The organism is Mycobacterium sp. ELW1, assembly GCF_008329905.1.
Taxonomy (GTDB): Bacteria; Actinomycetota; Actinomycetes; order Mycobacteriales; family Mycobacteriaceae; genus Mycobacterium.
The window spans coordinates 1,409,819-1,422,267 of the sequence record NZ_CP032155.1 but is presented as its reverse complement, the minus strand read 5'-3'; the positions used below and the strand labels follow the sequence as shown (position 1 = coordinate 1,422,267).

Below are 12,449 nucleotides of genomic sequence, written 5' to 3'. Positions count from 1 at the left end.
AGGGAACGCAACCCACCCGTCATACACAGAGTCGATAGCCGCGCGATACGACTGAGAACCACGGTGGCGCTCCACGAGCTGCTTGGCGGGGCTATCGCGATGGCGTGAGCCCAGCAAGCGCTGCCCGCCACCGCCACCGATCGCTTCTTCCGCTGCGTAATGCGGCATCGCCGTTAATTCGGTGCAGCGACTCGGTAGCGCACCCGACGGCTGAACGCGTGTGCTCGGCAGCCTGACTAGGGGCAGCACTGCATCGGCATAGCATGTTCGAACCTCAGGGCAGCATATGATCACGTGCGGTACGGGCTCAGTGGTTCGATCGCAATGGTGTGTGCAAGAGGAGATAAGGAAGCGGGTGGGGTAACCATGGCACGAAAGCCCGGCGTAACTGTCGCCGGTGTGCGTCGTCGAGCGCAGATACTTCACAAAGCCGAAGAGCTGATCGCACGTGGCGCCTTTCAAGATATGACGATGGAATCCATCGCCGACGCGTTAGACGTCTCCAAATCGGGCCTCTACCACTATTTCAAACAAAAGGATGACTTACTGTTCGCGATCCGCCTCGAAACTCTCACAGGCCTGATTACTCATCAACGCGAACGCATGAACAGCGGCCGTCCCTACGTCGATTTGGTCCGCGAAATGCTATACGACGGCATCAAACTGGTCAGCGACTCGCCGGCGAAGTATCGCGCCATATTTGAACTTAAGATGAAGTCAATCGCGGAGCGAGAGGAAGAAATCCAAGCGCTCGAGCGCGACTACTTTCACATGATGGCAGCAACAGTGCAGGGCGCGATTGACGAAGGGAGCATCCGGCCGACGGATCCCCGTTTGGTCACGCAGGCAATACTTAGCATGATTAATCATGCCCAGTACTGGTTCAAACCGTCAGGAAGACTATCGCATCGCGCACTAGCCGATGCGTACTGGGAAATGCTGTTTATTGGAGTTGCCAGTGAAGAATGGCGAACAGTCCCGACCGCAACCCCGATCCCCCGTGCAGCCAACGTAGAATTTATCAATACCGAACACTCGCCACCCTCATAAGGATATCCCGCCTCCATGCGTCGACCTCGTTCCAACGAGGGCTGATTGACCCCAAGGCCCGGCCAACGCTAACGTACCAATAACCGACCGTCTAGACGGTCGTAGAGTGCGGCGAGAGTCGTCGTGCACGACTATCGGTTTCGAAGTGGGTCCGAGGAGAACAACTTGATCGTTGGGCTCCCGGGGGAAGGAACTGTCCTTGACATCCACGTTGGCGCTGCCACTTAGCGCGCTGCGTGTCGTTGATCTCACCGAAGGGCTCGCTGAGTGGTGCGGCCGGATCCTGGCGGATTTAGGTGCCGAAGTGATCCGCATCGAGCCGCCGGGGGGTTCCCCACAACGGCGCGACTCAATCGGATTTGCACTCCGCAACACGAACAAATTGGGGGTGACGCTTGACATCGGCGATCCGGCGGGGCGGGCGGCGTTGCTGCACTTGGTGTCTGACGCCGAGATCCTGCTCGAGTCTTTTAGCCACGCGACCGCCGATTCTTACGCTCTGACCCCTGCAGATCTGCTCAAGGCAAACCCGAGGCTCGTAGTAGTTTCAATTACTGATTTCGGCCGCAGCGGTCCCTGCCGAGACTGGGTCGCTACTGAGGAGACTCTTGCAGCGGCCGGCGGGGTGCTGTCGCGCTCGGGCCTACCAGGAGCAGCAAAACCACTGCTGCCTCCGCAGGGCCTCGTCTCTCAGACCGTAGGCGTACATGCTGCGTGGGCGGCGCTGGTGGCATACGTGAAGCGCGCGCGCACCGGCGTCGGCGAGCACGTTGACCTCTCTGCGCTCGAGGCAGTCGTTCACGGTTTTGATCCGGGGTTCGGCGCCCAGGGTTCCGCCTCAGCCGGTCGCGCCGAGACATTCTTCCGGGGCCGCCCCAGCGCCGAGAACTTCTATCCAATCTTTCCGTGCTCTGATGGCCATGTCCGGATTTGCATCCTCGCCGCCCGTCAATGGCGGGCCATGTTCTCGTGGCTCGGCGAACCTGCAGCGTTCGCTGACTCTCGTTTCGACACAATTCCGGCGCGTTTTGCCGCAGCCGACCGCCTCAACCCGCTAATCGCTGCGCTGTTCGCCGGGCGCAGTCGCGATGAACTGGTGTCCGATGGAACCGCCCGAGGAATCCCAATCGCAGGCGTCCTATCTGTTGATGAAGTCCTTTGCAGCGATCACTTCGCAAGTACCGGCACATTGACGGACATCCAGATCTCAGAAGGGATCCGTGCCAAGATTCCGACCGGTTACGCCATCGTCGGTGGCGAGCGCGCGGGCATCCGCCGCGGTGCGCCCTCACCGGGCGAACATAATCACCTGCTGAGTTCGGCCCGGGAATCGGTATCGGATCACGATCTCGGACTACCACTGCTGTCGCAGGGCGCCCCGCCCCTCTCCGGTCTGCGCATGCTCGACCTAGGTGTGATCGTATTCGGCGCCGAGCTGGGTCGGTTGTTCGGTGACCAGGGTGCCGATGTCATCAAGATCGAGAACTCCGAGTATCCCGATGGGCTGCGCCAAACCCGGAACGGCACCGGCATGAACGCATCGTTCGCCTGGGGGAATCGCAACAAACGCGGACTTGGCCTGAATTTGCGTAACGCCGAGGGCACGCGGCTATTTCGCAAACTTGTTACATCTGCGGACATCGTGGCTTCCAATTTCAAGCCGGGCACGCTCGAGTCTCTGGGATTCAGCCATACTCAACTGGCGCTGTCGAACCCCCGCGTAGTGGTGGCCGACAGTAGCGCCTTCGGAGACAAGGGTCCGTGGCGAAACCGGCTTGGGTACGGGCCCTTGGTACGGGCGGCGTGCGGCCTCTCGGCCCTGTGGTGCGATCCGAGTGCAGATCCAGGTAATCCTGCGGCCTATTGCGACGGATCCACGGTTTATCCTGACCACGTAGCAGCCCACGCCGCGGCGGTGGCAATACTCGCAGCCATCATCGGGCGAGGTGCAACCGGGCCGGGTCGGGATATTGAAGTCGCTCAGGCGGACGTAGCTGTCTATGCACTCGGGCCTACCCTCGCTACCGCGTCCGTTGGGGACGGCCCTACACTCACCCAAGCTAGCCTCGACCACAACTCAGGCTTGACTGGAGTGTTTCCATGCGCAGGTGACGACGAGTGGTGCGTCGTCACAATCCGCGATGACGACGACTGGCGACGCCTGGTCGACGTCGCAGGATTTGCCGACCGTCTGGATTTGCCCACGTTCGACCGAATTCCAGCCGTGGACGACCTGATCGCTGCGTGGACGGCGAGCCTCCCGCCCCATGATGTCGAGGAGTCACTCCAAGCGGCCGGCGTGCCTGCCGCCGCGATGCTGCGCCTGCCAGACGAACTCACGCATCCGCAGCTTCGCGCTCGAGATTCGTTTCACCAAATTGCGCACCCGTTGTTGCCGAGTCCAATACCGACGTCAGCCCGTATTGCCCACTTTTCGAGCATCCCTGACCCCGAGCTGCGTCCGGCGCCAACGCCTGGCGAACACACCCGCGAGATCTGCAGCTCGTTGCTCGGTTTGCAAGCTGGCGAAGTCGACCGTTTGGTCGCTGCTGATGTCGTGCAGAGCCCGCGGCGAGATCCTGAGCTCGCGACGAATGATCGCCCGGTGGACAACCCATCGAAACGGCGAAAACCCATGTCGGATAGGACGTGACACCCGTGGACATCATCCTGGATCGTGATGCGTTTTTTATTGCAGGCAGTTGGAGGCCGCCCAGCGCTGGCACGAAGCTCGCGGAGGTCGTCGAGGCGGCGACTGGGAACGTACTGGGTACCTCCCCGCTCGCGCGCAACACCGACGTAGACACCGCGGTGGCTGCCGCTTCAACGGCGTTGTCGGGGCCGTGGGCCACGATGGGAGCAAATCAGCGCGCCGAAGCCATGCGTCGCATGGCCGCCGCACTACGTGCTCGCGCCAAGGAAACCGCGACCTTAGTCAGCCGTGAGAACGGCATGCCGCGCCGACTCTCTCAGGGCGCCAACGGCTACTTTCCGTCCCTCGCACTTGATTACTACGCGAATCTGGCCGAGCGATTCGACGGCGCCGATGTACGGCCCGGTGCGCTGTCAGACGTCACCGTTTGCCGTGAGCCCGTCGGGGTTGTCGCCGCCATCACACCGTGGAATTACCCAATGAGTCTGGCGGCAATGAAGATTGCACCCGCATTGGCTGCAGGGTGCAGTGTAGTTCTCAAACCGCCGCCAGAGACGGCACTGGATGCGTTTGCGTGGGCAGACGCGGCCATCAACGCGGAGCTGCCACCCGGTGTGCTGAATGTAATACCCGGGGATCGTGACGCTGGAAGCGCGCTTGTGAGTCATCCAGGCGTGAGCAAGGTCGCATTTACCGGGTCAACTGCGGCGGGGCGGGTGATTGGTGAGACCTGCGGGCGGCTTCTGCGGCCCGTGACACTCGAACTGGGTGGCAAATCTGCGGCAATCGTTACCGACGATGCCGACTTGGACACATTCGTAACGGCGCTGCCCGATGTCTGCTTGCCCAACAACGGGCAGACCTGCCACGCCAGCACCCGTATCTTGGCGCCAGCCTCACGTTATCGCGAGATCGTGGATGCGGTAACCGATGCCGTTCGCCAACTGCGGGTCGGCGACCCGTTAGACAAGGACATTCAGATCGGCCCGTTGGTGAGCGCGGAACAGCGCGATCGCGTCCTGGCCTATGTCGCAAGCGGTCGTGCCAGCGGGGCGCAGCTGACGACCGGGGGTGGCATCCCCAGCGACCAGCCTTGTGGCTGGTTCGTTGAGCCAGCCGTGCTGTCCGATGTCGATAACTCGATGACAATCGCGCGTGAGGAGATTTTCGGCCCCGTACTGTGCGTAATCGCCTACCGAGACGACGACGAGGCGATCGCGATCGCTAACGATTCTGACTACGGTTTGGGCGGGACGATCTGGACCTCCGATCCAGAGCGAGGCGCTGCGTTGGCAGCGCGACTGCACACCGGCTCGGTGGGAATCAATCATTACGCACTCGACATCGTCGGACCTTTCGGCGGCGTCAAGGCCAGTGGCCTGGGCCGAGAACTCGGCCCTGAGGGCCTCACACCCTACGTCGCGCTCAAGTCCATCTACCGCGCTCCCGCGATCCGATGAGCGACGCGGAATACGACACCGAACCGGTCGTGACCTACGGACGTCGCGGGTCTGTCGGAGTGGTCACACTGAATCGTCCAAAGGTAATGAACGCCGTCAACTCGGCCCTATCGTCCGCAGCTGGAGCGGCCCTCGAGCAGGCGGCGGAGGACCCCACTGTTCATGTCGTCGTGATTACTGGTGCCGGGCCAGCATTTTGTGCGGGCGCAGACCTCAAAGAACTCGCTCGGAATCATCGTATCGATGACCCCGATCATTCGCACTGGGGATTTGCCGGCATCGTGCGTCACTGGATCGACAAACCCACCATCGCAGCGATCAACGGTTATGCATTGGGTGGTGGCACCGAGATCGCGCTAGCGTGCGACCTAGCGGTCATCGATGAGGCCGCCAAGCTTGGGCTACCCGAGGTCAAACGGGGCATCTTTGCCGCTGCCGGCGGCGTGATTCGGCTGCAACGCCAGATCCCCATGAAAGTCGCGCTGGAAATAACGCTAACCGGCGACCCGATCAGCGCAGCTCGCGCGTACGAGCTGGGTTTGGTCAACCAGGTCGCGCCTCGAGGGACGGCCGTGGATGTAGCAATGGAACTTGCCGAGCGGATCGCAAGGAACGGACCGCTCGCGGTACGTCACAGCAAACGTGTCATTCACCGAACCGCCGCTGCGGGGTCGGACTGGGAATCCGAGGTGTGGAGGATCAACAGGGAATCGGCGAAAGTCGTGTTCGGCAGCCGAGATGCACGTGAAGGCGCTCGCGCTTTCACCGAGAAGCGGCCCCCTCAGTGGGAGGCGCGGTGAGCGCAGCACTGGTCGGTCTTGGGATGACGGCGCTCGGCAAGGTCTATGGCCGGTCCTCGACGAGTTTGGCTGCGGAAGCGGTCCAGCGGGCGGTGGCCGACGCGGGGCTCGCATTGAAAGACCTGGACGGCTTGCTTGTTAGCTCAGGCGTAACGCAGGACGTCGGGGTCGGGCTTGCGGCCGTACTCAGCCTTGGTGAACTAAACGTCCTGTGCCAGCTCAACGCATTCGGAGCTACCGCCGGGGTAATGATCGCGGCAGCCGTCCAGGCCGTCGACTCCGGTGCGGCTACCGCCGTGGCCTGCGTTTTTGCCGACACACCGCTAAAGCCACAACGCGCTGATGGCTCCGCGTGGGGTTCTCGCGGGCGGTCCGCTGGTACGTTGCGAGGCTTGTCCGGTTTGTCGGTTGCCTCCGGGGCGGTCAATCCAAATGTTCTCTACGCGCTGTGCGCTCGCCGCCATATGGAGATTTACGGGACAACGTCCGAACAGCTGGGTCAGATCGCGGTTGCCCAGCGTGCCTGGGCGATGGGCAACCCGTACGCGCAACTGCGTCAATCGTTGTCGATCGCCGAGCACCAATCGTCGCGGTGGATCGCCGACCCTCTTCATCTGCTCGACTGTTGTTTGGTAAGCAACGGCGCGGTCGCGGTAGTAGTGACCGCCGGGGATCGCGCACGCTCGTTAGCTCGCCCACCAGTGTATGTGTGGGGACACGGCCAAGCCCACGAGCCGCGCCAGATGCGCCGCGACTCGACATGGGGGCTAATCACGCCAGGAGTACGGTCGGCCACGCAGGCCATGCAGATGGCGGGCGTCGGCGTTGGCGACGTCGACATCGTGGAACTGTACGACTGCTACACGTATACCGTGTTGGTCACCTTGGAGGACTACGGGTTTTGCGCTAAAGGTGAGGGCGGGAACTTCGTCGAGGACGGCAGGCTTGCACCTGGCGGGACACTCGCCTGCAACACCGGCGGCGGCCAGTTGTCGTCGTATTACATGTGGGGCATGACACCCTTGTCTGAAGCGATCATCCAAGCTCGTGGTGACGGCGGGGCTCGTCAGGCCCCCCGTAATGAAGTCGTGCTTGTCAGCGGCAACGGTGGAATCTTCGAGCACCACAGCACACTTGTCCTGAGCCCGCTTCCAAATGGAAGAGTGGTCGCATGACGTCTTTGCCGGCCGTAGAGCGCGACGACGCAAGCGCTGCGTTCTTCGACGCGGCCGCACACGGTGAGTTGCTAATCAAACAAGATGCACAGTCGGGTACCTTCCTGGCTCCCGAAGCACGTACCGATCCTTCGACGGGATCAACCGACCTGCAACCGTACGCAGCGGCAGGGACAGGCGCCCTGGTCAGCTGGGCCGTCGTTCACCGCGCACCTCTGCCAGCGCTCGCCGCTGACGTGCCCTACTTCAGCGCCATCGTCGAGTTAACCGAGGGACCCTGGCTAATGGTGCGCCTGGTTGTAAGCAACCCGGCAAACCTGCGAATTGGCACTCCCGTGCAGGTGCGCTTTGTGCCATCAGGCGACGGAGCCGGTGAGATAGTGCCGGTTTTCGAACCGATCTAAACAAGAGGAAGCGGCTTACATCGCATCCCGCGCACGTGCCGTGCCCATGCGCCGTTCGGTCCCTATCCTGCCCTACGCCGTGACTATTCCTGCGCTCTTTGCTGTTGTGGTAGTCAACAATGTTGAATTGTGTATCGCCACTGTATCGCGTTTACCTGTAAGTACTTGAACAGCACAGGTTTATTGACTATGTTTAGGTCAACACCGTTGAAGCGCAGCTGTGTCCAAGTCGAAAGGCGCGATGTTGACAGCGATCGACCCGCACATCAGTGAGCTACTGATCACCCACCTCCGCAACGACACCACAGATCTCGGCGATGCTGACTTGCTAGTACCGGTCGCTAACTTTGTCGATCCCGGGCGAGCGGCAGCGGAACAGGCCTTGATGCGGACGCTACCGTTGGTCGCAGGACTAAGCTCGGAACTGCCCAAGCCGGGCGCCTTCGTCACGCGAGACGTTCTTGGCGTGCCTTTGATTCTTACGCGACGTCGGGACGGGTCGGTCGCGGGCATGGTCAACATGTGCAAGCACCGGGGCGGACGTGTCGAAGATCGGCCGTGCGGGTCGACGCGATTCTTCCATTGCGCGTATCACGGCTGGACGTATAGCGCTGACAGTGGTGACCTCACCCGTGTGCCGTACGAACATTTCTTCGGGTCAATCGATAAGTCGGCCGACGGGCTGACGCTGGTACGAGTCGAGGAAGCTCATGGCCTGCTGTGGGTAATTTTGGCCGGTGACGGCTGGTCGATCGCGGAGTATCTTGGGCCCGAAGTGGAACGGCAGCTCGAATTGTGCGACTTTTCGAACGCGTCGAGCATCTTTCTCGATCGAACATTTTGCCTGGATATGAATTGGAAGCTCGTGCTCGATGGTTCGATTGACATCTTGCATCCGAAATTTCTGCACCCACAAGGTGTCGGCAAACTGATCGAGACACAGACGACGGTCTGGCGTACATACGGCCGCCATGGCCAAGGCTTCAGCCCTCGGACGAAAATGACTAAGCTAGCTAAGGCTTGCGAGCCAATCGAGTCGGCTTCGTCGTATGTCGGATCCAACCTATTTATTTACCCGAACGTCAATGTTATTGCGACACCTGACCACATCGAGTTCTGGACGGTGTGGCCAGACCCGCAGAATACGGGCCGTTCCACCGTAAACATCAGGCTCCTCATCGCTCATCAGAAACTCGACGATAGGATGCGAGCCCGGATGGCCCGCAGCTGGGAAATCCTCGAACAAGCCGCTTTGCAGGAAGATTGGCCCATGGCCGCCAGCATCCAACGCAACGCTGAGGCTTGCCCCCGCGGCATGTTTCGATACGGACGCAACGAGCAGTCATGCGCTCACTTGCATCGGCAACTCACCGAGGACTTGGGTAGTTCCAGTTGACTGCAGCAGCACTATCGAGTCTCGTAATTGCGGAGAACGTCGATGTCAGAGAGCTTGGTATGCAGCACCAAACATCTCGTCGCCGACCAGATTCACCTACCGGATCGCTATTGGCCGGATGAGACCGTTCGGGCTTCATTGCGCGGATCGGCTCGCAGCTTTTGCACCAGACCGTCGATCAGTACTCGGAGTCCGAGTTCAAACCAGTCGGTGGCGCCGCCCTCGACGACGTCACGTTTATCGTTGGTGTCCACCATCGGTGATCCGAGGATGTAGCAGTGAAGCGTCTGCAGCAGCCCGTGGTGCAGGTGCTCTGGAATGCCTTCCTCGGTGAGGTGGTGCCGCTCGGTTGTGTAAACCGGGAGGCTGGTCCAGCGAACATCACCGTTAATGACGAGGGCACGCAGGTACGGATGCATAAGCAACACCGCCCGGTAATTGTGAGCAACCTGAATCACCCAGTCTCGCCAAGACTCGAAATCCTGCTCGGGGGGGACGTCAATCTCCGCTACCGCGGCGCGGCCCGCAGCGCGGATGATGGCTGACTTATCCCGGAAGTGGTGGTAGAACGCTGCTGGATCCACACCCATGTCGGCCGCGAGGCGCCGCATCGTCAGTCCGGGGATCCCGTCACTGCGGAGGATAGCCATCGCTGCGCGCACCACGTCTGATGGATCGATGCGAATCGGCGTGGCTCGAGGTCCATTCGGTGGTGTCACGGGAACGCTGGACCCCCCTCCGCCGTCTGACTCAGCCATCCCAACACCTCATCAGTATGCGCGCCCAGGGTCGGGGCCGGCGTCGGGGCGAACTGCTCTCCCACAACACGAACCGGACTGGCCACCAGCGTGACGACTAGATCTTCGGACAAAGGGCACTCAAATGTATTGTGGCGTGCCTTCCAATGCGGGTCGGCGAGCAATTGCGATGGCGTATTCACCGGGCCGCCTGCGATGTCGTGCGCGAGGAAGAACTCGACCCATTCAGCTTTCGTGCGCTGTTTGAATACGTCGGAAAGCTCCGACCATAGCTTGTTTGAGCGCTCCGCATGACCGTCATCCACGGTGGTCACATCGATATCCATCAGGTCAGCGCGGTCGACTGCTAGGCAGAATCGCTGCCAGAACTTCTCCGTGTGAGCGCCGAGCAGCATGACGTCGCCATCGGAAGTGCGGTATGGCTCCATCCTCACCCAATCGGCCAGACGTCCGTCGGGTGTCCAGCCGTCCGGGCGACGGAATACCGCAGCGCGATTGAGTTCCAGATCCGTCTTATCCGGGACCCACGAAGCGGCGACATCGCAACTGGCGATCTCCAAGTGGCTGCCCACTCCGGTCGAACGCGCCCGCAGCAGGCCTGCCAGCACGCCCATTGCACCATAAGCGCCGACGGCATACATCCCCACGGGCGTAGCATCGCTGCCGCCCATGACGCCGGGGGGCGATGGCTGATCGGCGTTCACTGGCCGCACGCCGGAGTAACTGTCGAACCAGAGACCGCCGGTAGCCAACGCGCGATACGGGCCGTCTGTCCCGGTACCCGATACCGTGCAAAATACCAACGCCGGATTCGTCTTTCGCAACTCGTCGTAGCCCAGCCCGAGGCGGTCTAGATACCCAGCTCGCGTTCCCTCTATCACTGCGTCACAAGTGCGAGCCAACCGCGCGAAACGATCTCGGTCGTCATCCGATCGCAGATCAAGCACAACGCTCTTCTTTCCTCGATTCCACCTAAGATGCAGGAATCCAGGGCCGTCGGAGCCGCCGATTGCGTAGAACCCCGCAAGTCGCGCACCGTCGCCGAGAGGCTCGCTTTCGATCTTGATCACTTCGGCACCAAGATCGGCGAGGTGTCCACCGACCGACGACGGGGCCAACTGCGCGACCTCAAGTACCCGGACGCCGTCCAATAGCGAATAGCCGCTCATCACGCCTTCACCGGACCCATTGTGCTCACCATCAGGAGACCTTGAGCGCAATAGCATCGTGCGGGACTGCCGGGTAGGCGGTCCGTAACTCGCGCTTGAGCACCTTTCCGCTCATTGTTCTGGGCAAGTCAGCTCCGTGCGCGACTAACCACTTTGGACGACGGTAATCCGCGAGCCGCTCGATGATGATCGACCGTAGTTCGTTCACGTCAATAGCCTCCAGATTGGGGACCACCAACATCGGAACCTCACCCCAACGCATGTCCGGTACCCCGATCACCGCGAGCTCCTCCAGACCGGGCAGCCCTGCAAGCACCTTCTCTAGTTCCGCAGGATAAACGTTGAACCCGCCACTAATCAGCATGTCCCGTGCCCTGTCGATGACACGCAGGTAACCGTCTTCATCGAGCATTCCGACATCCCCGGTGTGTAGCCAGCCACCGGCGAGCACCTGTGCTGTGTCATCCGGCTTATTCCAATAGCCGGTCATCATCGATGGGCCGCGCAACAAAATCTCACCGGCCTGTCCAACAGGAACATCGACGTCCTCTTCGTCGACGATCCGGATCCGGGTACCTATGATTGGTCGGCCCACGGCGCCGATCCGCGCCTGCGCCTCGTCTTCGTAGAGGACTGTGGCGAATCCGCCGGCAAACTCAGTCTGGCCATAGCCCTGACGGAGCCCGACCCCTCGGTCCTGCCACTTCCGGATGACTTCCAGCGGCGTGGTCGCACCACCCGCTATTCCAGCCCGCAATGCCGACAAGTCAGCGGAAGTGAAGTTGGGCAATTCGAGCATCCGTTCCCACATCACCGGGACCGCTGAACAGGTCGTGATTCGCTCGGACTCCAGCAGGTCGAGCACTCGTGCCGGATCAAATGTCGACTCCACAAACGCCGACGCCCCTGTGCAAACAACCTCCCGCAAGAACGTGGACGCCCCGCCAGTGAAGGCGAGCGGCATCAAACAAAGGACCCGATCCTGCCACGTCAGCAGATCCGCCGATGAACGGGCGAGCCCATTTGCGACAATCGCGCGATGTGAGAGCATCGCACCTTTCGGTACGCCCGTAGTTCCGGACGTATAGGCCAACAAGGCGATATCTTCTGGGTCTCCGGGATCAGACGAGGCCGCCGTCGCGAGCAAACCTGAGCGTCGCAAGTCGGCCAGCCCGATATAGCCGCCAGCCGGGTCCACGCTTATCAACTGTGGTGCATCAGGATGCTTCAACACCGCAGCAAATCGCGCAATGAAGCTGGATTCGGTGACGATAAGATCTGCACCCGAATCGATTACGGGATACAGCAGCTCCGTCGGCGTGAGACGCGTGTTAATTAGCGCGACGGTGCCCCCAACCCGGAATACCGCAAGCATGGTCTCGATGAACTCGTACCGATTGGACATCATGATGCCTACCACCGCCCCGAGACCGACGCCCCGCTGGGATAGACCTGCCGCGAGCGCGTCAACGTCAGCATCCAATTGACCCCAGGTCACTTCATGATCGCGAAACCGCACTGCCAAACGGTCTGGGAAACGACGACCCCAAAACCTCACTAATTGCCCGAGATGCCCACTCATAC

At 61.2% G+C, this 12,449-nt stretch carries 10 protein-coding genes; 7 read left to right on the top strand and 3 right to left on the bottom strand.

What is annotated here, in order from left to right:
- Nucleotides 1-294: 294 nt before the first annotated feature.
- The 7 genes from D3H54_RS06615 to D3H54_RS06585 all read left to right on the top strand — a co-directional run bounded on the left by D3H54_RS06615 (nt 295) and on the right by D3H54_RS06585 (nt 8,938).
- Nucleotides 295-1,050, top strand: a complete 756-nt coding sequence (locus D3H54_RS06615; protein ID WP_149378368.1) for a TetR/AcrR family transcriptional regulator — start codon at nt 295-297, stop codon at nt 1,048-1,050.
- A gap of 199 nt (nt 1,051-1,249) precedes the next feature.
- On the top strand, nt 1,250-3,703 hold the full coding sequence (locus tag D3H54_RS06610) for a CaiB/BaiF CoA transferase family protein (protein WP_286199147.1): 2,454 nt from the start codon (nt 1,250-1,252) through the stop codon (nt 3,701-3,703).
- 14 nt (nt 3,704-3,717) lie between these two features.
- Nucleotides 3,718-5,163 (top strand): aldehyde dehydrogenase, encoded by a 1,446-nt coding sequence (locus D3H54_RS06605; RefSeq protein ID WP_149383382.1) that lies wholly within the window; start codon nt 3,718-3,720, stop codon nt 5,161-5,163.
- A complete protein-coding gene (locus tag D3H54_RS06600) occupies nt 5,160-5,963 on the top strand; it encodes a crotonase/enoyl-CoA hydratase family protein (protein WP_149378367.1) in 804 nt (267 codons plus the stop codon). The genes D3H54_RS06605 and D3H54_RS06600 overlap by 4 nt, the downstream gene beginning before the upstream one ends.
- Nucleotides 5,960-7,138 carry a thiolase family protein gene (locus tag D3H54_RS06595; RefSeq protein WP_286199146.1) on the top strand — a complete coding sequence of 393 codons (1,179 nt, stop codon included), beginning with the start codon at nt 5,960-5,962 and terminating at the stop codon, nt 7,136-7,138. The genes D3H54_RS06600 and D3H54_RS06595 overlap by 4 nt, the downstream gene beginning before the upstream one ends.
- Complete coding sequence (locus D3H54_RS06590) at nt 7,135-7,542, top strand: Zn-ribbon domain-containing OB-fold protein (protein ID WP_149378366.1); 408 nt, start codon at nt 7,135-7,137, stop codon at nt 7,540-7,542. The genes D3H54_RS06595 and D3H54_RS06590 overlap by 4 nt, the downstream gene beginning before the upstream one ends.
- A gap of 220 nt (nt 7,543-7,762) precedes the next feature.
- Entirely contained in the window at nt 7,763-8,938 is a 1,176-nt protein-coding gene (locus D3H54_RS06585; RefSeq protein ID WP_149378365.1) for an aromatic ring-hydroxylating oxygenase subunit alpha, read from the top strand.
- Between the two features lie 107 nt (nt 8,939-9,045).
- Here D3H54_RS06585 and D3H54_RS06580 read toward each other — a convergent pair whose 3' ends face one another.
- The 3 genes from D3H54_RS06580 to D3H54_RS06570 all read right to left on the bottom strand — a co-directional run bounded on the left by D3H54_RS06580 (nt 9,046) and on the right by D3H54_RS06570 (nt 12,447).
- Nucleotides 9,046-9,588 (bottom strand): TetR/AcrR family transcriptional regulator, encoded by a 543-nt coding sequence (locus tag D3H54_RS06580; RefSeq protein WP_168214797.1) that lies wholly within the window; start codon nt 9,586-9,588, stop codon nt 9,046-9,048.
- Between the two features lie 65 nt (nt 9,589-9,653).
- Nucleotides 9,654-10,865 (bottom strand): CaiB/BaiF CoA transferase family protein, encoded by a 1,212-nt coding sequence (locus tag D3H54_RS06575; RefSeq protein WP_149378363.1) that lies wholly within the window; start codon nt 10,863-10,865, stop codon nt 9,654-9,656.
- 31 nt (nt 10,866-10,896) lie between these two features.
- Nucleotides 10,897-12,447, bottom strand: coding sequence for a class I adenylate-forming enzyme family protein (locus D3H54_RS06570; RefSeq protein ID WP_286199145.1), 1,551 nt, complete (start codon nt 12,445-12,447; stop codon nt 10,897-10,899).
- Nucleotides 12,448-12,449: the final 2 nt, after the last annotated feature.